The organism is Planomonospora alba, assembly GCF_039534085.1.
GTDB classification, from domain to species: domain Bacteria; phylum Actinomycetota; class Actinomycetes; order Streptosporangiales; family Streptosporangiaceae; genus Planomonospora_B; species Planomonospora_B alba.
Map to the genome: position 1 here is coordinate 12,272 of NZ_BAAAUT010000048.1, position 22,387 is coordinate 34,658.

28 protein-coding genes are annotated in these 22,387 nt (G+C 74.2%); 4 read left to right on the forward strand and 24 right to left on the reverse strand.

The window, feature by feature from the left end; genetic code table 11:
- Positions 1–2: 2 nt before the first annotated feature.
- The 13 genes from ABD823_RS25465 to ABD823_RS25525 form a co-directional block, all read right to left on the reverse strand.
- Positions 3–767 carry a DsbA family protein gene (locus tag ABD823_RS25465; RefSeq protein WP_344863775.1) on the reverse strand — a complete coding sequence of 255 codons (765 nt, stop codon included), beginning with the start codon at positions 765–767 and terminating at the stop codon, positions 3–5.
- Entirely contained in the window at positions 767–1,363 is a 597-nt protein-coding gene (locus ABD823_RS25470) for a DoxX family protein (protein WP_344863777.1), read from the reverse strand. The genes ABD823_RS25465 and ABD823_RS25470 overlap by 1 nt, the downstream gene beginning before the upstream one ends.
- A gap of 282 nt (positions 1,364–1,645) precedes the next feature.
- On the reverse strand, positions 1,646–2,440 hold the full coding sequence (trpA, locus tag ABD823_RS25475) for a tryptophan synthase subunit alpha (RefSeq protein ID WP_344863779.1): 795 nt from the start codon (positions 2,438–2,440) through the stop codon (positions 1,646–1,648).
- Positions 2,441–2,522: 82 nt separating this feature from the next.
- On the reverse strand, positions 2,523–3,713 hold the full coding sequence (gene trpB, locus ABD823_RS25480; RefSeq protein ID WP_344863849.1) for a tryptophan synthase subunit beta: 1,191 nt from the start codon (positions 3,711–3,713) through the stop codon (positions 2,523–2,525).
- A gap of 59 nt (positions 3,714–3,772) precedes the next feature.
- Positions 3,773–4,582, reverse strand: coding sequence for an indole-3-glycerol phosphate synthase TrpC (gene trpC / locus ABD823_RS25485; RefSeq protein WP_344863781.1), 810 nt, complete (start codon positions 4,580–4,582; stop codon positions 3,773–3,775).
- A 268-nt stretch (positions 4,583–4,850) separates the two neighbouring features.
- Positions 4,851–5,288, reverse strand: coding sequence for a DUF2752 domain-containing protein (locus tag ABD823_RS25490; protein WP_344863783.1), 438 nt, complete (start codon positions 5,286–5,288; stop codon positions 4,851–4,853).
- Positions 5,289–5,391: 103 nt separating this feature from the next.
- Positions 5,392–5,808 (reverse strand): DUF4190 domain-containing protein, encoded by a 417-nt coding sequence (locus ABD823_RS25495; RefSeq protein ID WP_344863785.1) that lies wholly within the window; start codon positions 5,806–5,808, stop codon positions 5,392–5,394.
- Between the two features lie 188 nt (positions 5,809–5,996).
- Positions 5,997–6,620, reverse strand: a complete 624-nt coding sequence (locus ABD823_RS25500) for a Trp biosynthesis-associated membrane protein (RefSeq protein ID WP_344863787.1) — start codon at positions 6,618–6,620, stop codon at positions 5,997–5,999.
- Positions 6,617–6,964: a phosphoribosyl-AMP cyclohydrolase gene (gene hisI / locus ABD823_RS25505; protein WP_344863789.1), complete on the reverse strand. Its 348-nt coding sequence runs from the start codon at positions 6,962–6,964 to the stop codon at positions 6,617–6,619. Before hisI ends, ABD823_RS25500 begins: the two co-directional genes overlap by 4 nt.
- Before the next feature lie 4 nt (positions 6,965–6,968).
- Positions 6,969–7,625: an HAD domain-containing protein gene (locus tag ABD823_RS25510; protein ID WP_344863791.1), complete on the reverse strand. Its 657-nt coding sequence runs from the start codon at positions 7,623–7,625 to the stop codon at positions 6,969–6,971.
- 19 nt (positions 7,626–7,644) lie between these two features.
- Positions 7,645–8,547, reverse strand: coding sequence for a polyphosphate kinase 2 (gene ppk2, locus ABD823_RS25515; protein ID WP_344863794.1), 903 nt, complete (start codon positions 8,545–8,547; stop codon positions 7,645–7,647).
- Positions 8,548–8,694: 147 nt separating this feature from the next.
- On the reverse strand, positions 8,695–10,494 hold the full coding sequence (locus ABD823_RS25520) for an ABC transporter ATP-binding protein (RefSeq protein ID WP_344863796.1): 1,800 nt from the start codon (positions 10,492–10,494) through the stop codon (positions 8,695–8,697).
- Positions 10,491–12,347: an ABC transporter ATP-binding protein gene (locus ABD823_RS25525; RefSeq protein WP_344863851.1), complete on the reverse strand. Its 1,857-nt coding sequence runs from the start codon at positions 12,345–12,347 to the stop codon at positions 10,491–10,493. The genes ABD823_RS25520 and ABD823_RS25525 overlap by 4 nt, the downstream gene beginning before the upstream one ends.
- Positions 12,348–12,624: 277 nt before the next feature.
- Here ABD823_RS25525 and ABD823_RS25530 point away from each other — a divergent pair, with 277 nt between their 5' ends.
- Complete coding sequence (locus tag ABD823_RS25530) at positions 12,625–13,257, forward strand: TIGR03085 family metal-binding protein (protein ID WP_344863798.1); 633 nt, start codon at positions 12,625–12,627, stop codon at positions 13,255–13,257.
- A 190-nt stretch (positions 13,258–13,447) separates the two neighbouring features.
- Here the strand turns inward: ABD823_RS25530 and ABD823_RS25535 are convergent, their stop codons facing one another.
- Complete coding sequence (locus ABD823_RS25535) at positions 13,448–14,095, reverse strand: MerR family transcriptional regulator (RefSeq protein WP_344863800.1); 648 nt, start codon at positions 14,093–14,095, stop codon at positions 13,448–13,450.
- Positions 14,096–14,179: 84 nt separating this feature from the next.
- Here ABD823_RS25535 and ABD823_RS25540 point away from each other — a divergent pair, with 84 nt between their 5' ends.
- The 3 genes from ABD823_RS25540 to ABD823_RS25550 all read left to right on the forward strand — a co-directional run bounded on the left by ABD823_RS25540 (position 14,180) and on the right by ABD823_RS25550 (position 15,896).
- Positions 14,180–15,142, forward strand: a complete 963-nt coding sequence (locus tag ABD823_RS25540; RefSeq protein ID WP_344863802.1) for a hypothetical protein — start codon at positions 14,180–14,182, stop codon at positions 15,140–15,142.
- Positions 15,139–15,576: an ABA4-like family protein gene (locus tag ABD823_RS25545; RefSeq protein ID WP_344863804.1), complete on the forward strand. Its 438-nt coding sequence runs from the start codon at positions 15,139–15,141 to the stop codon at positions 15,574–15,576. The genes ABD823_RS25540 and ABD823_RS25545 overlap by 4 nt, the downstream gene beginning before the upstream one ends.
- 158 nt (positions 15,577–15,734) lie before the next feature.
- Complete coding sequence (locus ABD823_RS25550; RefSeq protein ID WP_344863806.1) at positions 15,735–15,896, forward strand: hypothetical protein; 162 nt, start codon at positions 15,735–15,737, stop codon at positions 15,894–15,896.
- A gap of 95 nt (positions 15,897–15,991) precedes the next feature.
- Here ABD823_RS25550 and ABD823_RS25555 read toward each other — a convergent pair whose 3' ends face one another.
- The 10 genes from ABD823_RS25555 to ABD823_RS25600 form a co-directional block, all read right to left on the reverse strand.
- The gene (locus ABD823_RS25555) at positions 15,992–16,174 is read right to left on the reverse strand and encodes a hypothetical protein (RefSeq protein WP_344863808.1); all 183 of its coding nucleotides are present in this window, start codon (positions 16,172–16,174) and stop codon (positions 15,992–15,994) included.
- Positions 16,175–16,303: 129 nt separating this feature from the next.
- Complete coding sequence (locus tag ABD823_RS25560; protein ID WP_344863810.1) at positions 16,304–17,128, reverse strand: MerR family DNA-binding transcriptional regulator; 825 nt, start codon at positions 17,126–17,128, stop codon at positions 16,304–16,306.
- Positions 17,129–17,379: 251 nt separating this feature from the next.
- Positions 17,380–17,646: a hypothetical protein gene (locus tag ABD823_RS25565; protein WP_344863812.1), complete on the reverse strand. Its 267-nt coding sequence runs from the start codon at positions 17,644–17,646 to the stop codon at positions 17,380–17,382.
- A 69-nt stretch (positions 17,647–17,715) separates the two neighbouring features.
- Positions 17,716–18,486, reverse strand: a complete 771-nt coding sequence (gene hisF / locus ABD823_RS25570; protein WP_344863814.1) for an imidazole glycerol phosphate synthase subunit HisF — start codon at positions 18,484–18,486, stop codon at positions 17,716–17,718.
- A 152-nt stretch (positions 18,487–18,638) separates the two neighbouring features.
- Positions 18,639–19,358, reverse strand: a complete 720-nt coding sequence (priA, locus tag ABD823_RS25575; protein WP_344863816.1) for a bifunctional 1-(5-phosphoribosyl)-5-((5-phosphoribosylamino)methylideneamino)imidazole-4-carboxamide isomerase/phosphoribosylanthranilate isomerase PriA — start codon at positions 19,356–19,358, stop codon at positions 18,639–18,641.
- 4 nt (positions 19,359–19,362) lie between these two features.
- On the reverse strand, positions 19,363–19,716 hold the full coding sequence (locus ABD823_RS25580) for a hypothetical protein (protein ID WP_344863818.1): 354 nt from the start codon (positions 19,714–19,716) through the stop codon (positions 19,363–19,365).
- 109 nt (positions 19,717–19,825) lie between these two features.
- A complete protein-coding gene (gene hisH / locus ABD823_RS25585) occupies positions 19,826–20,461 on the reverse strand; it encodes an imidazole glycerol phosphate synthase subunit HisH (RefSeq protein ID WP_344863820.1) in 636 nt (211 codons plus the stop codon).
- Between the two features lie 7 nt (positions 20,462–20,468).
- The gene (locus ABD823_RS25590) at positions 20,469–20,627 is read right to left on the reverse strand and encodes a hypothetical protein (protein ID WP_344863822.1); all 159 of its coding nucleotides are present in this window, start codon (positions 20,625–20,627) and stop codon (positions 20,469–20,471) included.
- Between the two features lie 13 nt (positions 20,628–20,640).
- Entirely contained in the window at positions 20,641–21,252 is a 612-nt protein-coding gene (hisB, locus tag ABD823_RS25595) for an imidazoleglycerol-phosphate dehydratase HisB (RefSeq protein ID WP_344863824.1), read from the reverse strand.
- Entirely contained in the window at positions 21,252–22,322 is a 1,071-nt protein-coding gene (locus tag ABD823_RS25600) for a histidinol-phosphate transaminase (protein WP_344863826.1), read from the reverse strand. The genes hisB and ABD823_RS25600 overlap by 1 nt, the downstream gene beginning before the upstream one ends.
- Between the last annotated feature and the right edge of the window lie 65 nt (positions 22,323–22,387).

The following is a 22,387-nucleotide window of genomic DNA, read 5'->3' on the forward strand; positions in this document are numbered from 1 at the left end:
GCCTACTTGGCGGCGTCGAGGATCGCCTGCCGGAGCTCCGCCGGGGTGAAGGCCACGTTGTTGTCGACCTCGGTGCCGTTGATCTTCAAGGTCGGGGTGCCCTGGATCCCGGCGGCCTCCAGTGTCTTGTCGCTCGCGGCGAGGTGCTCGGCGGCCTTCGCCTGGCTGGTCACGCACTCGGCAAAGCCGGGGTCGGTGACGCCGGCCTCCTCGCCCCAGGCGACGAGGTCATCGATCTTGAAGCCCTCGGCGGTCTCCGAGGGCTGCTCCTCGAACAGCTTGTCGTGGTAGGCCATCCACGCGGGCCCGGCGGGCACGCAGCGGGCCGCGGCCGCTGCCCGGACGGAGTTGGCGCGGGTGACGCCGTTGTTCATCTGCTCGGGGAAGATCGTGACCGTGTGGAAGACCACCTTGGCCTTGCCCTCGGCCGCCAGGTTCTTCAGCGTGGCGGCGCTGGTCTCCTCCAGCGCCTTGCACGCCGGGCACTGGAAGTCCTCGTAGACGTCCACCACCGGCTTGTCGACGCCGGCCTTGGCCATCACGACCGTGCCGTCGGCGGCCCGGCTGATCGGCGCGAGCGCGGCGGTGGCCTCCTCGGGCTTGCTGCTCTGGGCGGAGAACCACCACCCCGCGCCGACGGCGGCGATCGCGACGACCGCCACGGTCACGATGGTCGCGACGCGCTTGCGCTGCTCCTGCCTGCGCTCCGCCTCGCGCTGCGCCTTGATCCGGTCACGGGCTGACTGGTCCCGTGCGGCCTTGCCCATCAGCGGCTCTCCTTCTCCAGGGGCGCCTCGCCGCCCGCTGCCTCGTCGATGTCATCGTCGTCGTACGCCTCGGCCTCCCGGGCGGCGGTCACCCCGAGCACGGAGTCCAGCGCGAACCGGCCGGGCGGGGCCCAGGCGACCAGCACGCCGAGCGCGAAGAACCCGAAGTCCCGCAGGATGTCCACCAGGTAGCTGGGCTCCTGGCCCGCCGCGAGCTGACCGCCGCCGCCGAAGCAGCCGCAGTCGATCCGCAGGCCGCGCGCCCAGGCGGAGGCGATGCCGATGACGAACGCCAGCATGAGCAGCGCGGAGACGACGCCCGCGACCCGGGTGAGCAGGCCGACGATCAGCAGCACCCCGATGACGATCTCCGCGATGGGCAGGCCGTAGCCGACCGCCGTGGCGACCGATTCGGGGAGCAGCTCGTACGCCTTGACCGCCTGGACGGAGAGGACGGGCGCGCCGATCTTCCCCCAGCCCGCGGCGATCAGCACCCCGCCCAGCACCAGCCGGGAGACGGTCGTCACCCAGGGTAGCGCCGTCCGCAGGACGTGCGGCCGCGGCGGCGCGGTCTTGTCAGAAGTCACGGGCACCATCGTCTCCTATACGGGTTCCGGTCGTGACAGGTCCCCCCCGGCGGGAAGCACCGGGCATCCACGGAAAACCCCATCATGGCCTGAATAAGCGCCGAATAAGAGCGGAGAGGGTGCCGGACGGGGGCGGGACGGGTGTCCCCTCCCCGGGTACGCCGCCGTCGCCGTGACGGAACGTGATGGACGTACGGCGGGCCCCGGAGGCACCGCCGATCCGGTCAGGAACGGAAAAACGGCCGCCCGATGGGCGGCCGTTCCCGGGCGCGGAGCGCCGCGCCCGCAGGCTCAGGCGCGCACGCCCGCCGCGAGCTCGGCCCCGAGCGCGCGGACCGCGGCCAGGCCGGAGGTCTCGTCGGCGGCGTCCAGCAGGCGGCGGATGAACGCCGACCCCACGATCACCCCGTCGGCGTAGCCCGCGACCTCGGCGGCCTGCCTGCCGGTGCCGACCCCCAGGCCGACGCAGACCGGCAGGTCGGTGTGGGCGCGGGTCCGCTCGACCAGGCCCCGCGCGGCCGAGCTGACCGTCTCGCGGGCACCGGTGACGCCCATCAGCGAGGCTGCGTAGACGAACCCGGTGCAGCACTCGACGACGGCCTCGATGCGCTCGTCCGTGGAGCTGGGGGCGACCAGGAAGACGGTGTCGATGCCCGCCGCGGCGCTGGCCTCGCGCCAGGGGCCGGCCTCCTCCGGGGTCAGGTCCGGGGTGATGGTGCCCACGCCGCCCGCGTTCGCCAGATCGCGGGCGAAGCGCTCGGCCCCGTAGCGGTCGATCGGGTTCCAGTAGGTCATGACCAGGGTGGCCGCGCCCGTCTTCGCCACACCCTCGACCGTGCGCAGCACGTCGGCGATGCGGGTGCCGTTGGTCAGCGCCCGGTGCACGGCGTCCTGGATGGTCGGGCCGTCCATGAGCGGGTCGGAGTACGGCAGGCCGATCTCGATCACGTCGCAGCCCGCCTCCACCATGGCGGTGGCGGCCGCGATCGCGCCGTCCTTCGTCGGGAATCCGGCGGGCAGGTATCCGACGAGGGCGGCGCGGTCGTCCGCCTTCGCCTTGGCGAACACCGTCTGGAGAGTCGTCATGGTTCGGTTCCGTTGCGGATCGGGGCCTCGGGGCCCCTCCGGCGCGGGCCGGAGGGGCGGCGGGTCGGCCGTCAGGGTTTCGTCAGAGGTTGAAGTACTTCATCGCGGTGCCCATGTCCTTGTCGCCGCGGCCCGAGAGGTTGACCAGGATGGTCGCCTCGGGGCCCAGCTCGCGGCCGAGCCTGAGGGCGCCGGCCAGGGCGTGGGAGGACTCGATCGCCGGGATGATGCCCTCGGTGCGGGCCAGCAGCGCGAACGCCTCCATCGCCTCGGCGTCGGTGACGCCGTGGTAGGTGGCGCGGCCGGTGTCCTTCAGCCAGGCGTGCTCGGGACCGACGCCGGGGTAGTCGAGGCCGGCGGAGATCGAGTGCGACTCGATCGTCTGCCCCTCCTCGTCCTGCAGGACGTAGGTGCGCGAGCCGTGCAGCACGCCGACCGAGCCCGCGGTGAGGGTCAGCGCGTGCTCGCCGGTCTCCAGGCCCCGGCCGCCGGCCTCGTAGCCGTGCAGCGCCACGCCCTCGTCCTCGATGAAGGCGTGGAAGATCCCGATCGCGTTCGACCCGCCGCCGACCGCCGCGCAGACGGCGTCCGGCAGGGCACCGGTCAGCTCCAGCATCTGACGGCGGGCCTCGACGCCGATGATGCGGGCGAAGTCGCGGACGATCTCGGGGAACGGGTGCGGGCCGGCGATCGTGCCGAACAGGTAGTGCGTGGTGTCGACGTTGGTGACCCAGTCGCGGAAGGCCTCGTTGATGGCGTCCTTGAGGGTCTTGCTGCCGTTGTGCACCGGGACCACGGTCGCGCCGAGCAGCTTCATCCGCGCCACGTTCAGCGCCTGGCGCTCGCAGTCGACGGCGCCCATGTAGATGACGCACTCCAGGCCCATCAGGGCGGCGGCGGTCGCGGTGGCGACGCCGTGCTGGCCGGCGCCGGTCTCGGCGATCACCCGCTTCTTGCCCAGGCGCTTGGTGAGCAGGGCCTGGCCCAGCACATTGTTGATCTTGTGGGCGCCGGTGTGGGTCAGGTCCTCGCGCTTGAGGACGATCCGGGCGCCGCCCGCGTGCTCGGAGAAGCGCGGCACCTCGGTGAGCGTGGTCGGCCGCCCGGCGTAGGTGCGCAGCAGGTGGTCGAACTCGCGGAGGAACTCCGGGTCGTTCCTGGCCCGGTCGTACTCGGCGGCGACCTCGTCCAGCGCCGGGATCAGCGCCTCGGGCACGAACCGGCCGCCGAAGACGCCGAACTTGCCGTGCGGGTCCGGGTCGTCGCCGTGCACGCCGTGCCCGGCCAGGTCGGCCGCGGTGAGGATGGTCTCGTGCGTCGCTGTCACTTGTCCTACTGCCCCTCGGGTCGGGATGCGGGGTGGGCTCCGGCGGTGACCAGGTCCACCACGGCGGCCCGCGGGTCCCTGCCGGTCACCAGGCTCTCGCCGACCAGGACGGCGTCGGCGCCGGCCCTGGCATAGGCGAGCAGGTCGTGGGGGCCGCGCACGCCGGACTCGGCGATCTTGATGATGCCGTCGGGGATCTTCGGCGCCAGCTTGGCGAACACCTCGCGGTCGACCTCCAGGGTCTTGAGGTTGCGCGCGTTGACACCGATGATCCTGGCTCCGGCGTCCAGCGCCCGGTCGAGCTCCTCGGCGGTGTGCACCTCCACCAGCGGGGCCAGCCCGATCGACTCGGCCCGCTCGATGAGCGAGACGAGGGCGTTCTGGTCCAGCGCGGCCACGATCAGCAGCGCCAGGTCGGCGCCGTGGGCGCGGGCCTCCCACAGCTGGTAGGAGGTGACGATGAAGTCCTTGCGCAGCACCGGGATGTCGACGACGGCGCGCACCGCGGCCAGGTCGTCGAGGCTGCCGCCGAAGCGGCGCTGCTCGGTCAGCACGCTGATGACGTGGGCGCCGCCGGCCTCGTAGTCGGCGGCCAGCGCCGCCGGGTCGGCGATCGCGGCCAGCGCGCCCTTGGACGGGCTGGAGCGCTTGACCTCGGCGATGACGGCCACCTGGTCGCCGCCGAGCGCCTTGTAGGCGTCGCGGGGCGCGGGCGCCCGCTCGGCGCGCTCCTTGAGCTCCGCCAGCGACACGGTCCGCTGCCGCTCGGCCAGGTCGGCCCTGACCCCTTCGATGATCTCGTCCAGCACGCTCATGCGGCCTCCCCCCGGTGCCCGCAGGCCGCTCCCGCGACCGTCGCCGTGCCCGTGGTCCGCCCGCTCCGCTCGCTCACGAGACCTCCCCGGGTCTCCTCCGCCGCCCTCGTCCGCAACCTGCTGCGTCCGACGGCTCGCTCGCTCCGCTCGCTCACGGGTCAGGTCCCTCCCGATCGGTTGCCTTGTCCTGCCGATGCTATCGGCCTGGCCGAGGTCGCACCGCCACAGGGGCGGACGTGTGTTCCCCCGCGGAGCGGACCGCGGACCGCTATGGGGCCAGGAATTCCCCCATGGGCAGGTTTCGCCCTATCCAGAACGTCACCATCGATACGAGAAACGCCCATGCGTACCCGGGACGCGCGATCTTTACCGGGAAGCCCGTCCCCCGCCAGGCCGTGACGGCCCACCATCCCCAGAGCACGACCAGCACCGCGGCCGCCGGGACCAGGGCCGGGTTGAGGTCGAACGCGGCGGCCACGTCCCCCCGGGTGAGGGCGTGCACGGCCCGCAGCCCGCCGCAGCCGGGGCAGTAGAGCCCGGTCAGCGCCAGGAACGGGCAGGCCGGATAGCGGCCCGGCTCGTTCGGGTCCACCGCGCCCACGAGGGCGACCCCCGCGACCGCGGCCGCCGCGACGCCCGCGGGCAGCGGCAGGGCGCGCCATCCGCGCCGCTCCGGCCGCCGCGCCCCGCCGTCCGTCCCCGTCATCCCGCTCACCCCGTTCCCGCCGCCGCCTCGCCCGGCCTGCCGCCCCGCCGGCCGCCTCCGGGCCCGCGCCGTCCGGGCGGGCCGTCCGCCGCTCCGCGGCGGGTCAGACCCCGGAGTACGCCGCGCCGAAGACGAGCCCCAGCATCCCCAGGTAGAGCAGGGCCACGAGCACCCAGGCGGCCACCCCGAAGTAGGACAGGACCAGGCCGGCCACGGCCATGCCCCGGCCCTCCTCACCCGTCCTCTTGATCTGGCTCATCGAGACGTGCCCGAGGATGATGCCCACGACCGAGGTGACGCCGCACGTGAACAGCCCCACGATGCCCAGCACGAGGGAGGCGATGGCCATCCCGTTGCTGGGCCGGGCCGGGGGCGGCGGGGCGCCGTAGCCGTAGGGGTCGTACCCGTAGGGGTCGTAGCCTCCGGCGGGCGGCCCGCCGTACCCGCCGTTCCCTCCGGGAGGACCGTAGCCCCCGCCCTTCGGCGGCCCGTACCCGCCGGACTGGTTCCCGTAGCTCATGGAATTCCCCTTATCGCACGTTGCGGGCGCAAAGCTTAGTGACAACGTATCCGTCCCCGGAGGTCCGGGACCGCGCCGTGGGCAAGTTGTGACCGGGCGCCCGCAGCCCTCCCGGTGCGCGGCGCCCGGGCCCGCGCTCCCCGGGCGTCCGGTTCCCGGCGCCCGCCGCGGGCGCGGGGAACCGGCGCTCAGCGCCCGGGGTCCCCGAGGTCCACCGCGGGGTCCGCGGTGGGGTCCGCGCCGCTGTCGATCGCGTCCCACATCGCCCGTTCGGTGGCCCGGCCCCCCGCGGGGGCGCCCCCGTCCCGGCCCCCGCGCTCGTAGCGGCCGGACATGCCGGGCCATCGGGGCCCCCTCAGCATCGCGGCCGCCCCGGCGGCCAGCAGCACCAGCCCGCCCGCCGCCGCGGCGGCGGGCCAGGCCCAGCGGACCGTGACGGCGACGGCGTCCGGGCCCGCGGCCACGGCCGCGTTCAGGTGCGCCTGCGCGGCCTCGGCCGGCGCGCCGTCCCCGGTCCCGTACCAGACGCCGGCGAGCAGGCCCAGCCCGCACAGCGCGATCACCGCGCCGACCGCGCGGCGCACCGCCCCGCCCGTGGCGAGCACGGCGACCACCGCGGCGAGGGCCGCCAGGGCCACCGGGCTCAGGAAGGGCACGATCTGCGAACCCGTCAGCACGGGCGGCTCGGCCCCGCCGGCCCAGGCCGCGCCGGGGTGGGGCACGGCCCATCCGCGCCCGGCGGCCAGCAGCACCAGTCCGGCTCCGGCCGCGCAGACCGGCACCCAGGTCCACAGCTCCCGGCGGGCGTTCACGCCGGCGTCACCGTCAGCACGTCCGCGTCGAAGCAGGTCCGGTCACCGGTGTGGCAGGCCGCGCCCACCTGGTCGACCTTGACCAGGAGCGTGTCGCCGTCGCAGTCGAGGGCGACGGACTTGACGTGCTGGGCGTGGCCGGAGGTCGCACCCTTCACCCAGTAGGAGCGGCGGCTGCGCGACCAGTAGGTGGCCCGGCCGGTGGTGAGCGTGCGGTGCAGGGCCTCGTCGTCCATCCAGGCGAGCATCAGCACCTCGCCGGTGTCGTACTGCTGGACGACGGCGGGCACCAGCCCGTCGGCGGTGCGCTTCAGCCGCGCCGCGATCGCGGGGTCGAGGGACATGCGGTCATTCTGCCGCACCCTTCGCCCTGCTCGTCCTCCTCGTCCCGCCCCCGCTCCCCGCCGGGCGGGTCCGTCTCCCGTCCGGCCCGTCCCCGCCCGGGCCCGCTCCGCCGCCCGGCGGTCCGTCCCCGGCCTCCTGCGCGGCGGGCCCGGCGCTCTGCCCGGCCCAGGCGTCGAGGGCGGCGAAGTCCTCGGGCAGCAGGCCGACGGCGGGGTCGACCCGGTGCAGCAGCGCGGGCGCCGGATGGCAGGCGGCGACGTACTCGCGGTCGGCCTCGCCGATCTCGTCGTCCACCCAGGCGAAGGCCCGCCCGTCCGCCCAGTCCACCAGCCGCCGGGTCTTCCAGTGCACGCCGTCGCCGCGGTCCGCCAGGTACGGCTCGTGCCAGTCGACGAACGGCAGGCGCGGCAGGCCCAGCCGCGGCGCGATCCAGACGTTGGCCTCGTGCCGCCAGGTGCTCGCCCAGACCAGTTCGTACGGGAGCGCGAGCAGGGCGGGCCCGTGCCCGGGGTTGAGCAGGACGCGCAGCGAGCGGGGGCGGTCGTCCCAGCCCCGCGGCCTCATCCGGTGGACGGTGTAGCCGGCGGGACCCGGCTCGGCCGCGTACGGGTTCAGGGGCCCGTCCACGTCGAGCATGAGCAGGGGCCGGGCGTCTCGCACGCCTCGACCTTAGCGGACCCTAACGTGTGCGGTCGTCCACCAGCACGTCGGCGGCCTTCACCACGATCCGCGGATCGGGGGTGCCGACGACGGCGTCGTCCTTGTTCTCGTACTCGAACAGGTTCAGCACGTGCCGCATGGCCTCCACCCTGGCCCGCTTCTTGTCGTTGCTCTTGACCACCGTCCACGGCGCCTCCGCCGTGTCGGTGTGCAGGAACATGTCCTCCTTCGCCTCGGTGTACTCGTCCCACTTGTCCAGCGACTGCAGGTCCATCGGGGAGAGCTTCCACTGCCGCACCGGGTCGACCTGGCGGATCAGGAAGCGGGTCCGCTGCTCCTTGCGCGACACCGAGAACCAGAACTTCACCAGGTGGATGCCGTCGCGCACCAGCATGCGCTCCAGCTCGGGGGCCTGCCGCATGAACTCCAGGTACTGCTCCGGGGTGGCGAAGCCCATCACCCGCTCCACCCCGGCGCGGTTGTACCAGGAGCGGTCGAAGAAGACCATCTCCCCCGCGGCGGGCAGGTGGGCGATGTAGCGCTGGAAGTACCACTGGGTGCTCTCGCGCTCGCTGGGCTTCTCCAGCGCCACCACGCGCGCGCCGCGCGGGTTGAGGTGCTCCATGAACCGCTTGATCGTGCCGCCCTTGCCCGCCGCGTCGCGCCCCTCGAACAGGATCACCAGCCGGCCGCCGGTGTCCTTGATCCAGTACTGCAGCTTGAGCAGCTCGATCTGGAGCAGCCGTTTGACCCGGTCGTACTCGTCGCGCGACATGCGCTCGGCGTACGGGTAGTGCTCCCGCCAGGTGTCCACCGGGCGGCCGTCCTTCCGGAGCAGGACCGGGTCGTCGTCATCGTCGTCGTCGACCAGGAAGTCGTCCAGGTCGTCCATCAGCTCGCTCTGGGCCACGGCAGAGCGCATTCCCGGCGGCATCAGGCTGACGTCCACATCCGGCCTGTCGAGGTTCCCGTCCATACAGGGCCACTGCCACCAGGGACCGGCTTTAATCCAGAGAAATGTCCCTTTTGTCGGAGTTTTCCGATCTTGTCATCTCCCGTCCCCGGCCGCTCACGAGCGGGCGGCCGCCACCCAGGAGGCGTACAGGTCGGCGTAGACGCCGGGCACCGCGACGAGCTCGGCGTGCGGGCCGCGCTGGACGATCCGGCCCCGGTCGAAGACCAGCACCTCGTCGGCCGCCTCCGCGGTGGAGAGCCGGTGCGCGATGGAGACCGCGGTACGGCCCCGCGTGACGCCCTCCAGGGCGCGGGCCAGCCGCACCTCCGTGGCCGGGTCCACCGCGGAGGTCGCCTCGTCCAGCAGGAGCAGGTCGGGATCGGCCAGGTAGGCGCGGGCCAGCGCGACGAGCTGGCGCTCGCCCGCCGACAGCGACTCCCCGCGCTGGCCGACCTCGGTGGCCAGCCCGGCGGGCAGCCCCTCCAGCCAGTCGGCCAGGCCCAGCTCGGTCATGGCCAGCTCGATCTGCGCGTCGGTCGCCGACGGGCGGCCGAACCGGATGTTCTCCGCCAGCGTGCCGTCGAACAGGAACCCGTCCTGCGGCACCATGACGATCCGCTCGCGCAGCGAGGAGAAGCGCACCCGGCGCAGGTCCACGCCGTCCACCGTGATCCGGCCGGAGACCGGGTCCATCAGCCGGGTGAGCAGCTTGGCGAAGGTCGTCTTGCCCGAGCCGGTCTCGCCCACCACCGCGATCCGCGAGCGCGGCGGGATGTCGACCGAGACGTCGTGCAGCACCGGCTCCCCGCCGGGGTAGGCGAAGCCGACGTGCTCGAAGGAGACGGAGATGGGGCCGCGCGGCAGCTCCGCGCCCTCCGGGCCGGGGTCGGCCACGTCGGGCGGCGTGTCGAGCACGCCCAGGACGCGCCGCCACCCGGCGATGGCGTTCTGCGCCTCGTTGAGCACCTCGGTGGCGATCTGCATCGGGGAGATGAACAGGGTGATCAGGAAGAGGAAGGCCACCAGGCCCCCCTCCTTGATCCCGCCGCCGACGCCCAGGTGCACGCCGAGCAGCACCACCCCGGCGACGGCGACCGCCGCCACGACCTCGGTGAGCGGGAAGACCGTCGCGACGATCTTCTGGGTGCGGGCCTGCGCCGCCTTGGTCGCCTCGATCGTGGTGTCCAGCCGCTCGGCCGTGCGCGCCTCGGCGCCGTAGGCCCGGATCACGGCCGCTCCGACGACCGACTCGCCGATCGCCGAGAGCATGTCGCCCGTCCGCTCCCTGACCCGGGTGTAGGCGGCCGACAGCCACCGCTGGAAGCGCGGCAGTGCGATCATCAGCGGCAGGAAGCAGAGCCAGACCAGCAGGGCGAGCCGCCAGGAGTAGACGAACATCAGCACGCTGGCGACCAGCAGCTGGCCCACCGCGACGATGACCATCAGCCCGCCCCACTGCATGAAGGCGCTGATCTGGTCGACGTCGCCGGTGACCCGCGAGACCAGCGCGCCGCGCCGCTCGGAGTTCTGGGTGAGCACCGACAGGTCGTGCACGTGCCGGAAGGCCCGCACCCGGAGCGTGGCCAGCGACGTCTCGGTCGACCGGTAGAGGCGGACGTTCATCAGGTAGCCGCAGGCCGCGGTGACCACCACGGCCGCCGCGCACAGCAGCACGACGGTGCGGATGAACGGCAGGTCGGGCACCGGGCCCGCCAGGCCCGTGTCGATGATCTGCTGGATCGCGACCGGGATGATCACCTTGCCCAGCGTGGCGAACACGGCCAGCGCGAACGTCCCGGCCAGTCCCCTGCGGAACTCGGGCGTGAAGGACAGGCCGTGCAGGACGGTCGCCAGCGCGGACCGCTCGATGCCCTGGAGCCCCTGGGCCGCCGGGGGCGTCTGGAGTGCCGTCACGCGCTCACTTCCTCATCCGTGCCGATGCCGTCGATGTCCCCGGCGCCGTCGATCCCGTCGATCCCGCCGATGCCGCCCGGTTCCTCGTCCGCCCCCAGCGCCTCGCGCTCGGCCTCCTCGCGCTCGTAGGCGGTCACCAGGTTGCGGTAGCCCGCGCAGCGCGCGAGCAGCTCCTCGTGCGGGCCCCGGTCCACGACGCGGCCGTGCTCGAGGTAGACGACCTCGTCGGCCAGGGCGATGGTGGCCATCCGGTAGGCGACGACCACCACGGTCGCGGCCGCCGGCGAGGCGGCCGCGTCCCGCAGACCGGCCAGGATCTTCGCCTCGACCTGCGGGTCCACGCTGGAGGTCGCGTCGTCCAGCACGAGCAGCCGGGGGCGGCGCACCAGCGCGCGGGCCAGGGCCAGGCGCTGGCGCTGGCCGCCGGACAGGCTGGTGCCGCGCTCGCCGACCCTGGTGTCGAGCCCCGACGGCAGCGCGCTGACGAAGCCCTCGGCCTGGGCCAGGCGGAGCGCCGCCCAGACCTCCTGGTCGTCGACCGGCAGCCCGAGGGTGACGTTGCCGCGCACCGTGTCGTCGAACAGGAACGCCTGCTGGGGCACCAGCGCCACCGCGCCGCTGACCCCGCCGCGCGCGACCTCGCGCAGGTCCGTCCCGTCGATCAGCACGGCCCCCTCCGCCGGATCGACCAGCCGGACGAAGGTCTGCACGAGCGTGGACTTGCCGGAGCCGGTGGGCCCGACCAGGGCCACGGTGCGGCCCGGCCCGACCTCGAAGTCCACCCCCGACAGGACCGGGAAGTCGCCGTAGGAGTAGCCGAGGCCGCGCACCTCCAGGCGCGCCGGGCCCTCGCCGTCCAGCGCGGCGGTGCCGTACTCCATGGAGCCGGTGGCCTCCAGCACCGCCCGCACCCGCTCGTGGCCGACGACCGCGCGGGGCAGCTCGGCCAGCACCCAGCCGAGCGCGCGGATCGGGAAGGAGAGCAGCGTGAACAGGTAGGCGACCTCGACCAGGGTGCCGGCGCTGATCGCACCGCCCTCCAGCCGGACCGCGCCGACCAGCAGCACGGCGAGCACGCCGAGCGTGGGCAGGGCCTCCAGCACCGGGTCGAACAGGCCGCGCACACGCCCGACCGCGATGTTGGCGTCGCGCAGCTCGTGGGCCTTGGCCTGGAAACGGGCGGCCTCGGTGTCCTCGCGGCCGAGCGTCTTGACGACCAGGGCACCGTCGAAGCTCTCGTGCGCGATCTCGCTGACCTCGGCGCGGAGCTGCTGGGCGCGGGTGGCCAGCGGACTGAGCCGGCGCTGGTAGACGAGGTTCAGCAGGGCGATGGCCGGGAAGATCAGGAAGCCGACGAGGGCCAGCATCAGGTCCGTGAGCAGCAGCGCGACCGCGGCGGTGACCAGCATGACGACCACGCCGACGGCCATCGGCAGCGGAGCCAGCGGCGCCCAGGCGGCCTCGGCGTCGGCGCTGGCGTTGGAGAGCAGCTGGCCGGTCGGGTGCCGGTGGTGCCAGGCCAGCGGGAGCCTGAGGTACTGCCGGGTGACGCCCCGGCGGGAGCGGGCCTGCATGCGGTACTGCATGACGCCGGCGAAGAACCTCCGGCCGGCCACGCCCAGCGCCTTGAGCACCGCGGTGCCCAGGATGAACAGCGCGCCCGCGGCGAGCGCGCCCCCGGCCGCCTCGCCGGCGGCGAAGGCCGGCAGCACGGCGTTGTCGGTGGCCCAGCCCAGCGCCCACGACGACGCGACCGTCATCGCGCCGTAGAGGGAGCTGAACAGCACGGCGAGCGTGAAGACGGCCTTCTCCGTCCGGATGGCCACCCCCAGCACGCGGAGCCCTTGGCGCATGACGGCGGACGTCACCTTGCTCGCCACTTGTGGGGGTGTCCTTTCGACGGGGGATCTCGTCTCTAAGTGACTATCACGCCGGACCGACACGTTATTCCCGCCGGCCCCGCCGCGGCCCCCGGCCGGTCCCGCCGCGGATCCCCCCGCGGGCCTCAGCGCGCACCCCGGGCGGGCCCCGGACGGGCCTTCACCGCGCGTCCCCGGGCGGGCCCCGCCGCGGACCCCGGGGCTCCTCCCCGTGCGGTTGCCCGCGCAACGGCGTTGTTAGGATCACAGGATGACGCACGCCCGCGCCGAACGCGCCGAGCTCAGCGATCTGTTCCTGCGGCTCGGCCCGGACGTCCCCACGCTCTGCGAAGGCTGGACGGCCTTCGACCTCGCCGCCCACCTCGTCCTGCGGGAGCGCCGCCTCGACGCCCTCCCCGGCATCGCCCTGGCCCCGCTGGCCGGCCACACCGCCAAGGTGCAGGAGTCCCTCAAGGCCCGGCACGGCTTCGCCGGGCTGGTGGAGCTCCTGCGTTCCGGTCCGGCCGGGATCTACGGCCTGGTCCCCGGCATGGACGCGGCCGTCAACACCATGGAGCTCTTCGTCCACCACGAGGACCTGCGCCGGGCCCAGCGCGCGTGGGAGCCCCGCGTGCTCCCCACCGACCTGGAGGAGCTGTTCTGGAGGCGCGTGCGGGCGGGCAGGGGACTGCTGCTGCGCAGGGCCCCGGTCGGCGTGGTGCTGCACCGGATCGGTGGCGGCGTCGCCCTCGGCGGGCCCCGGGACGGCGCCCGGGTCGAGGTGACCGGCCCGGCGAGCGAGCTGCTGCTGTTCTGCTTCGGGCGGCAGGCCCACGCCCGGGTCGACCTCAGCGGCGAGGAGAGCGCCGTGGCCCGCCTGATGGACGCCCCGCTCGGGGTCTGAGCACCGCCCGCGGGGCCTCGCGGAGCCGCGCCGGACGGACCTCATCGTCTGAGCACCGCCCGCGGGGCCTCGCGGAGCCTCACCGCGCGGGCCTCATCGCGCCCGCCGGCGGCCCTCCTCCGCACGGCCCCCGGGCCCGGGCGGAGCGCCGCGCCGTACGGCCCGCCGCTCCCGAGCCTCCCGGAGCCCTTCAGCACCCCTCCTCCCCCTTGCCGCCCTCCTCGCCGAACAGCCGGCCCGAGATGCTGCTCTGCGCGATGCGGCGCAGGGCGGCGACCAGGGTGTCGCCGAGCGGGGTGCAGGCCACCACGATCTCGACCATCCTCTCCACCTCCGGAGCGGACGCCACGGCCTCCACGTCGGCCTGCGCGATCCGCCCCGCCGCCTCCGCGTAGGCGTCCAGCCGCGTGAGCATCTCCTCGTAGCCCAGCTCGTCGAGGCTGGCCAGCACCCCGGTGACGGCCCGCATGGCGGGGCTGTCCGGGTGCTGGCGCCAGCCGTGCCGGGCGATCAGCTCCTGCGCCCGGCGCGCCGCCGCCTCCCAGCGCTCGCCCTCGCCCGGCTCGCGGTGGGGCATCACGGTCCGCTGCGCGGCGCCGAGGCGCTCGTGCAGACCGCCGCCCGGCTCGTCGAGGCGGGCGAGCAGCGCGCGGATGTCGGCGAGCGACAGGCCGCCGTACTCCGCCATGGCCCGCAGCAGCTTGATCCGGCGCACGTGGGCCGCGCCGTACCGGGCCTGGTTGGGGCTGGTCCGCTCGCCGCCGGGGAGCAGGCCCTCCCGGAGATAGAACTTGATCATCGGCACGGAGACACCCGTCTCCCGGCTCAGCTCCGCCATCCGCACGCCGGCCTCCCTCTTGTGGTCCCCGACGAGTTTAGCTATAGATAATGGATATATCTGTTATCCACTTAGGAGAGCGTCATGCTCCGATGGCACCGTCCCCTCCTGCTGTGCTCCGGTCTCCTGGCCGTCCTGGCCCTCGCCTGCCTCGGCGGCCTCCTCCTCGACGACCGCACCCTGGACGGCGTGCCCGTCTGGGCCAAACCGCTGAAGTTCGCCGTCTCGTTCGCGGTCTACACGCTCACCTGGGCGTGGCTGCTCTCCCTGCTGCGGCGGACACCGCGCGGCGGCCGCCGGCTGGGCACCGTACTGGCCGCCGCGAGCGCCTTCGAGACGGCCCTCATCACCTTCCAGGCCGCCCGGGGCACGCGCAGCCACTTCAACGTCGCGACCGAGGCGGACACCGCGATCTACACCCTCATGGGTGCGACCGCCACCGTCCTCATGGCCGCCAACATGTTCGCGGCCCTGCTGGTGCTGCGCGAACGCCGCGCCGATCCGGTCGCCACCCGGGCGCTGCGATGGGGACTGGCGCTGTCGGCGGCAGGCATCGCCCTGGGCTACCTGATGGTCCTGCCGACCCCGCAGCAGCTGGCCGACCCCGCCGCCGTCATCGGCGCGCACGGCGTCGGCGTGCCCGACGGCGGGCCCGGCCTGCCCCTGCTCGGCTGGAGCACCACCGGCGGCGACCTGCGCGTCCCCCACTTCGTGGGCATGCACGCCGTACAGGTCCTCCCGCTGCTCGCCCTGGCGCTGTCCCCGCTGCGGGACCGGGGCGCCGCGCTCCGGCTGGTGACCGCGGCGGGCGCCGGCTACGCCGGGCTGCTCGCCCTGGTGACCTGGCAGGCGCTGCGCGGCCAGCCGCTGCTGCGCCCCGACGGCGCCACCCTCACGGCGGCGGCCCTGCTCCTGGTCGCGGTGACGGCCGGCGCGCTGAGCGCCCGGCGCTCCCCGCACCACCCGACCCCTGAACACCCGGCCCCTGACCGCCCGGGCCCGGCCCGCCCGGGCCCGGCCGTCCCCGCCGAGACGGAGGCCCGGTGACCGAGCTGCTGTTCCAGCTGAGCTTCCTGGCCGCGGCGCCCTTCTGGGCCCTGATGATCGCGGCTCCGACCTGGGCGCGCACCCGGAGGATCGCCGGCTCCCCGCTGATCGTGCTGCCCTCCCTGGCGGTCTGCCTGGTCCTGCTCGCGCCCGTCCTGGGGGAGGTCTGGCCGGTGGTCACCCGGCCCACCCTCGCCGGGCTCACCGCACTGGTGGCCGACCCCCGGGCGCTGGCCGCGCTGTGGGCCCAGGTCATCTCCTGGGACCTGCTCGTGGGGCGGTGGATCTATCTCGACGGCAGGCACCGGCGCGTCCACCCGCTGCTCATGGCGCCGATCCTCGTCCTGACGATCTTCCTGTCGCCGCTCGCCCTTCCGATATACCTTGCAGTCCGGGGTTGGACAACCGCCCCGCTCCCTGCGCACCATGACTGATGAGGGGGAACGCCCATGCCAATCCCGCGATCCGGCCATGGCCGACCCCTGCCCGCCAGGTATGATCTTCGAGATCCGGGAGCCACCCGGGCCGAAGATGCCAAAGATCCTTAAAATCAGGGTATATACGGCTGGGAACGGAACTGCAGGAGGCCCCCATGCAGGTCAAGAAGATCGCCACCTATGCCGCGGTGGCGTTCGTGGCCTTTTATCTGTTCAGCAGACCCGCCGACGCCGCCGCCGCGGTCAACGGCGTCTTCGACGGCATCCTCCGGGGAGCCGACCAACTGGCCCTGTTCTTCACCAACGTACTGACCTGATCGCCGCCGGTCCGCGCACCCTTCCCCGCTCCATCTCCTCTCCCCGTGCTCCCGCCCCTGCGAGCGGGAGCGCGGCACCCCCGATCCGTACGGCGTCAGTCGCCGTCGCCGTCGTTGTCGACCTCCCCGTCGTTCTCGACGCCGGGCGAGCCGGTCTCGACCACGTCCGGGGTCTCGGCATCCTCGTCACCGCCGCCGCCACAGCCGCCGAGAGCCCCGGCGAAGGCCGCCATCAGGGCGGCGATCGCGGCCGTCCTCTTCACCGGCGTTCTGAGCATTCCCGACCTCCTGGTCTCCTCGCGGGGCGCGACCCTCGCGCCGCGCACCACCCACTCCCCCGCAGATCCGGGATCTAACCCGTCCCGCCCGTGCGCGGCCCCCGGAGGATCCCCGGAGGGCCGCGCCGGTCACCGGTCCGCCCGGCCCGTCAGCCGGACCGCCACCTCCATGCCCACCGGCTCGCCCTCCTCGTCGAGCAGGCCGATCTGCCGCAGCCGGTCGAGCGACACCTCCGCGCCGCTCCGCTCCGCGGCGGCCACCAGCTCCAGCACCGCGGGGTGCGCGGCACCGTCGACGACGGGGACGTCCTCCTCGAAGCGCCAGCGGACCACCATCTCCTCGCCCGCCTCGAGCGTGCCGGACTCCACGTCCCAGTCGGCCGGCGGGAGTTCCGCGACCGGCCAGCAGTACAGCACCCGGACCTCGGTCTCGCTGCCCGGCACGGCCCTGAAAGTGGTCCAGAAGGCGCCGGTGGGCGGGTTGCCCGCCTCCGCCAGCCTGCGCCACAGCCCGCCGAAGAGCTCGTTGGCCCGCTCGTCGGCGGCCTGCGCGTCCTCGGCCCCCGTCAGGGGGAGGACCGCCCCGGCCCAGTGCTGCGCCTGCGTCCGCCGGATCTCCGTCCGCCACCGCACCGGCTCCGCCAGCAGCCCGGCGAGCACGTCCAGCGCGGCGTCCTGGCGCCTGCGCTCGGCGGCCAGCCTGGCGCGGTGCTCCGCCAGCACCGCGGCGGCGCTCTCGTCGTCGGCCAGCAGCCCGGGCGCCTCGGCCAGCGGCAGGCCGGCGGAGCGGGCGGCCTTCAGCCTGAGCGCGTGCCCGAACTGCGCGGCGCTGTAGCGGCGGTGCCGTGACCACGGGTCGACCGCGACGGGCGACAGGAGCCCCTGCTCGTCGTAGAGGCGCAGGGCCTTCACGCTCAGGCCCGTCAGTTCCGCGAATTCACCGATGCTCATCATGCGTCCAGGATGGGACCTCCCCCAGGGGCGGGTTCCACCCGTCCGCGCCCGTACCTCCCCGGCAGGCGGCGCAGGACGGGCCGGCGTCGCCGATGGCCGGCGACCGGAGCCCCCACCGCCACAACGCACACGCCCGGACGGGAGGCTCCACCGGAGCACCCGGCCGGCCTCCGCACCGGAGGCGACCGGAGGACGGCTCAGGAAGCAGCCGGATAGGCGCCGGTGTCGATCGTCAGCAGCAGGGGTCCTCGTCATCGGCGAGGCTCCCCGCCGGGATGGCCACGATGTCCGGCTGCGGCCCGCGGTGGTCGCCCGGCGTGCCGACCCCCCATGCCGGGCAGCGCCCACCACCGCTCGGACGGGATCCGGCGGACCGTCTCACTGACGATCAGGCTGTGGAGGGCCGAGGCGGACGCCCGCATGACGATCTTCCCGGCGTACCACTCGGCCTTGCAACCGTCGCGCTCCGCCGCCAGGGCGAGGAGTTCGCTGGGCGCCTTGGGACCATCCGGCGGCACGCCGCCTCCTCACCCGCCCCGGACGGACATCCCGACCTGAATCGCAGGCGTTCCAGGCCCGCCGGGGAGTCAGCGGACCGGGTGCCCCGCGGCGCGCAGCGCGTCCTTCACCTCAGCGATCTTGAGCTGGCCGAAGTGGAACACCGACGCCGCCAGGACCGCGTCCGCGCCCGCCTCGACCGCGGGGGCGAAGTGCTCCACGGCTCCGGCGCCGCCGCTGGCGATGACCGGGACGCCGACCGCGGCCCGCACGGCCCGGATCATCTCCAGGTCGTAGCCGTCGCGGGTGCCGTCGCCGTCCATCGAGTTGAGCAGAATCTCCCCCACGCCCAGTTCCTCGCCCCTGCGCGCCCACTCGACCGCGTCGATGCCGGTGCCGCGCCGGCCGCCGTGCGTGGTCACCTCGAACCCGGACGGGGTCGGCGGGCCGTCGACCACCCGGCGGGCGTCCACCGAGAGCACGACGCACTGGGCGCCGAACCGCTGGGATGCCTCGGTGAGCAGCTCGGGCCGGGCGATGGCCGCGGTGTTCAGCGAGACCTTGTCGGCCCCGGCCCGCAGCAGCCGGTCCACGTCCTCGACCGAGCGCACCCCTCCGCCGACGGTCAGCGGGATGAACACCTGCTCGGCCGTGCGGCGCACCACGTCGTACATGGTGGAGCGGTCGGAACTGGAGGCGGTGATGTCGAGGAACGTCAGCTCGTCGGCGCCCTCGGCGTCGTAGCGCCGGGCCAGCTCGACCGGGTCGCCGGCGTCGCGCAGGTTCTCGAAGTTGACGCCCTTGACCACCCGCCCGGCGTCCACGTCCAGGCAGGGGATCACTCGTACCGCGACGGTCACGTGCTCTTCCTTCTCTTCACGGGCTCTGCCGAGTCCTTCTCTTCACGGGCTCTGCTGAGCCCTCTACGAGCCCTCTGGAGCTCTCCGCGGGCTCCCCGCGGCCCCCGGCGGGTCTCCCGCCCCCTCACGGCGGGTCCGCGCGCCGGGGTGCGTCAGGCGACCGCGGCCAGGGCCTGCTGGAGGGTGAACGCCCCCGCGTACAGCGCCTTCCCGACGATCGCGCCCTCGACTCCGAGCGGGACCAGCGACGCCAGCGCGCGCAGGTCGTCGAGGGAGGAGACGCCGCCGCTGGCGACGACCGGCTTGTCGGTGCGGGAGCAGACCTCGCGCAGCAGGGCGAGGTTGGGTCCGGTCAGCGTGCCGTCCTTGGTGACGTCGGTGACGACGTAGCGGGCGCAGCCGTCGGCCTCCAGCCGCTCCAGCACCTCCCACAGGTCGCCGCCCTCCTCGGTCCAGCCCCGGGTGGCCACCGTGGTGCCGCGCACGTCCAGGCCGATCGCGATGCGGTCGCCGTACTCCGCGATGATCTTCGAGCACCACGCCGGGTCCTCCAGCGCCGCGGTGCCGATGTTGACCCGGCGGCAGCCGGTCGCCAGCGCGGCCTCCAGCGAGGCGTCGTCGCGGATGCCGCCGGACATCTCGACCTTGATGTCCAGGGCGCCGACCACGGAGGCGAGCAGCTCCCGGTTGGAGCCCCGGCCGAAGGCGGCGTCGAGGTCGACGAGGTGGAGCCACTCGGCCCCGGCCTCCTGCCAGGCGAGCGCGGCCGCCAGCGGGTCGCCGTACGACGTCTCGGTTCCGGCCTCGCCCTGGACCAGGCGGACGGCCTGCCCGTCGACCACGTCCACGGCGGGCAGCAGCTCTAGCGACATCTGATCAAGACCTCCGGTCGAATGCGACGGTGACGAGCACCGGGACGAGCAGCAGGGACAGCACGAGCACGCCGAACCTCGCCGCCCACGAGGACACCAGCAGCCAGGCGATCACCTGGACGACGAGGAACAGCACCGCCACCGCACCGTTCTGCGCGCGGCGGCGGCGGGCGAGGATGCCGCGCTGCCCGGCGATCCGCACCCCCCGGCGGGGCAGGACGGCGGCGATCGGGGCGGTGAGCCGGTCCAGCCGCTCCCGCCGCCGGGCGGACCGGGCCCGCCGCTCGGCGCGGAGCGCGGCCTGCCGGGCCTGCTCGGCCTCCCGCGCCGCCCGGCGCCGCGCCCGCTCCTTGCTCACCGCTCCCCCGCCGGTGCCCGCCGTCCCGGCCTGCGGGCCGGGACGGCGGGCACCCGGACGGCCAGCGCCCCCGCCCGCCGCGGCGCGCGCGGCGGGGGCGGTGGGACGGTCACCCGAGGGTTCCGAGCCAGTTGGCCAGCAGCCGGGCCCCGGCGTCACCCGACTTCTCGGGGTGGAACTGGGTCGCCGTCAGCGGCCCGTTCTCCACCGCCGCGACGAACGGCACGCCGTGCTCGGCCCAGGTGACCAGCGGGGCGGTGAAGCCGGGGCCCGCCGTCAGCTCCCAGGCGCGCACGCCGTAGGAGTGCACGAAGTAGAACCGCTCGTCGGCGCCGATGCCGTCGAACAGCACCGTGCCCTCGGGGGCCTTGACCGTGTTCCAGCCCATGTGCGGCAGGACCGGGGCCTCGAGGCGCTCGACCGTGCCGGGCCACTCGCCGCAGCCGGCGGTCGTCACCCCGTGCTCCACGCCCGTCTCGAACAGGATCTGCATGCCGACGCAGATGCCGAGCACCGGCCGGCCCGCGGCCAGGCGGCGCCCGACGATGCGGTCGCCGTGCACCGACTTCAGCCCGCGCATGCAGGCGGCGAACGCGCCGACCCCCGGCACGACGAGGCCGTCGGCCTCCATCGCCGCCTCGGGGTCGGAGGTCACCGTGACGTTCGCGCCGACCCGCGCCAGCGCGCGCTCCGCGGAGCGCAGGTTGCCCGAACCGTAGTCCAGGACCGTGACGTTCTTGCCCATCAGAGCTTCACCACCAGAGCACCGCCGCTGTGGTCGCCAGGGCCGCGAGGACGGCGAGCACGAGCGCGCCGGCCTTGATGCCCTGTTTGAGGAAGGAGACGACGCCGCCCGCCAGGAAGAGGGCGGCGAAGGCCATCGCGATGGCCGTCCAGTTGTCGGTCAGCACCGGTCGCCCGCGGTCACAGCACACCCTTGGTGCTGGGCACGCCGCTGGCGCGCGGGTCGGGCTCCGACGCCTCGCGCAGCGCCCGCGCCAGCGCCTTGAACTGCGCCTCCACGATGTGGTGGGCGTTGCGGCCGTACGGCACGTGCACGTGCAGGCAGATCGCGGCCTGCGCGACGAACGACTCCAGGATGTGCCGGGTCAGCGTCGTGTCGTAGTCGGGCCCGATCATGGGGGCCATGTTCTCCGGCTCGCTGTGCACGAGGTACGGCCGGCCGGACAGGTCGACGGTCACCTGGGCCAGGGACTCGTCCAGCGGGCAGGACGCGCTGCCGAACCGCCGGATGCCCGACTTGTCGCCCAGCGCCTCGCGGAACGCCGCGCCCAGCGCGAGCGCGGTGTCCTCGATCGTGTGGTGGGAGTCGATGTGCAGGTCGCCCTCGGTCTTCACGGTCAGGTCGAACAGGCCGTGCTTGCCGAGCTGGTTCAGCATGTGGTCGTAGAAGCCGACGCCGGTGGCGACGTCGACGGTCCCGGTGCCGTCGAGGTTGACCTCGACCAGCACCGAGGTCTCCTTGGTGGCGCGCTCGACGCGACCGATCCGCGCGGGGCGGCCTTCAAGACTCATCACAGGATCCCTTCCAGCGCGGCGCGGAACGCCGCCATCTCCTCGGCCGTTCCGATGGACACCCTCAGCCACCCGGGCGGGCCGACCTCCCGGATCAGCACCCCCCGCTCCAGCAGGCCCTCCCAGACCGCGCGCCGGTCGCCGAAGACGCCGAACAGCACGAAGTTGGCGTCCGAGTCGGCGACGGTCAGCCCCTTGGCGCGCAGCCACTCCACCGTGGCGTCCCGCTCGGCGCGCAGCTCGTCGACGGTGCCGAGCAGCTCCGCCCGGTGCGCGAGCGCGACGCGCGCGGCCGCCTGGGTGAGCGTGGACAGGTGGTACGGCAGGCGCACCAGCAGCAGCGCCTCGATCACCGCCGGGTGGGCGGCGAGGTAGCCGAGCCGGGTGCCGGCCATGGCGAACGCCTTGGACATGGTCCGGGTGACGATCAGCCGCGGGTGGTCCGGGAGCAGGGTCAGCGCCGACGGGGTTCCGGTGCGGGCGAACTCGAAGTAGGCCTCGTCCACCACGACCATGCCGGGCGCCGCCGCGACGATGCGGGCGATCACCGCCGGGTCGAGGGCGGTGCCGGTGGGGTTGTTGGGCGAGGTGAGGAAGACCAGGTCGGGCCGGTGCTCCTCGATCGCGGCGACGGCCTTGTCCGGGTCGATCCCGAAGTCCTCCTCGCGCGCGCCCGCGATCCACTCGGTCGAGGCGCCGGTGGCGATGATCGGGTGCATCGAGTAGGACGGCTCGAAGCCGAGCGCGGTGCGGCCGGGCCCGCCGAAGGCCTGCAGGATCTGCTGGAGCACCTCGTTGGAGCCGTTGGCGGCCCAGACCCGCTCGGCCGTCAGGCCGTGGCCGAGGTAGGCGGCCAGGTCCTCGCGCAGCGCGGTCGCGTCGCGGTCGGGGTAGCGGTTGAGCTCGCCCGCGCCGCGCCGTACCGCCTCGGCGAGGTCGGCGACCAGCGCCGCGGAGGGGCCGTGCGGGTTCTCGTTGGTGTTCAGCCGCACCGGCACGTCGATCTGCGGCGCGCCGTACGGCGTGCGGCCCCGCAGGTCGTCGCGGATGGGCAGGTCGTCCAGGGTCACGCGGGGCCGTCCCTCCGGTCTCGGGGCGGGTGCGCCGTCCGCCGTGCGCGGTCCGTCCTGGCGCC

What these genes read in the sequence shown, in the direction of transcription:
- ABD823_RS25465 (WP_344863775.1), bottom strand. Translation starts at nt 767, where the DNA reads ATGGGCAAGGCCGCACGGGACCAGTCAGCCCGTGACCGGATCAAGGCG.
- ABD823_RS25470 (WP_344863777.1), bottom strand. Translation starts at nt 1,363, where the DNA reads ATGGTGCCCGTGACTTCTGACAAGACCGCGCCGCCGCGGCCGCACGTC.
- trpA (WP_344863779.1), bottom strand. Translation starts at nt 2,440, where the DNA reads ATGACGACTCTCCAGACGGTGTTCGCCAAGGCGAAGGCGGACGACCGC.
- trpC (WP_344863781.1), bottom strand. Translation starts at nt 4,582, where the DNA reads ATGAGCGTGCTGGACGAGATCATCGAAGGGGTCAGGGCCGACCTGGCC.
- ABD823_RS25490 (WP_344863783.1), bottom strand. Translation starts at nt 5,288, where the DNA reads ATGACGGGGACGGACGGCGGGGCGCGGCGGCCGGAGCGGCGCGGATGG.
- ABD823_RS25495 (WP_344863785.1), bottom strand. Translation starts at nt 5,808, where the DNA reads ATGAGCTACGGGAACCAGTCCGGCGGGTACGGGCCGCCGAAGGGCGGG.
- hisI (WP_344863789.1), bottom strand. Translation starts at nt 6,964, where the DNA reads ATGTCCCTCGACCCCGCGATCGCGGCGCGGCTGAAGCGCACCGCCGAC.
- ppk2 (WP_344863794.1), bottom strand. Translation starts at nt 8,547, where the DNA reads ATGCGCTCTGCCGTGGCCCAGAGCGAGCTGATGGACGACCTGGACGAC.
- ABD823_RS25525 (WP_344863851.1), bottom strand. Translation starts at nt 12,347, where the DNA reads ATGCGCCAAGGGCTCCGCGTGCTGGGGGTGGCCATCCGGACGGAGAAG.
- ABD823_RS25530 (WP_344863798.1), top strand. Translation starts at nt 12,625, where the DNA reads ATGACGCACGCCCGCGCCGAACGCGCCGAGCTCAGCGATCTGTTCCTG.
- ABD823_RS25535 (WP_344863800.1), bottom strand. Translation starts at nt 14,095, where the DNA reads ATGGCGGAGCTGAGCCGGGAGACGGGTGTCTCCGTGCCGATGATCAAG.
- ABD823_RS25540 (WP_344863802.1), top strand. Translation starts at nt 14,180, where the DNA reads ATGCTCCGATGGCACCGTCCCCTCCTGCTGTGCTCCGGTCTCCTGGCC.
- ABD823_RS25550 (WP_344863806.1), top strand. Translation starts at nt 15,735, where the DNA reads ATGCAGGTCAAGAAGATCGCCACCTATGCCGCGGTGGCGTTCGTGGCC.
- ABD823_RS25555 (WP_344863808.1), bottom strand. Translation starts at nt 16,174, where the DNA reads ATGCTCAGAACGCCGGTGAAGAGGACGGCCGCGATCGCCGCCCTGATG.
- ABD823_RS25560 (WP_344863810.1), bottom strand. Translation starts at nt 17,128, where the DNA reads ATGATGAGCATCGGTGAATTCGCGGAACTGACGGGCCTGAGCGTGAAG.
- priA (WP_344863816.1), bottom strand. Translation starts at nt 19,358, where the DNA reads ATGTCGCTAGAGCTGCTGCCCGCCGTGGACGTGGTCGACGGGCAGGCC.
- hisH (WP_344863820.1), bottom strand. Translation starts at nt 20,461, where the DNA reads ATGGGCAAGAACGTCACGGTCCTGGACTACGGTTCGGGCAACCTGCGC.
- hisB (WP_344863824.1), bottom strand. Translation starts at nt 21,252, where the DNA reads ATGAGTCTTGAAGGCCGCCCCGCGCGGATCGGTCGCGTCGAGCGCGCC.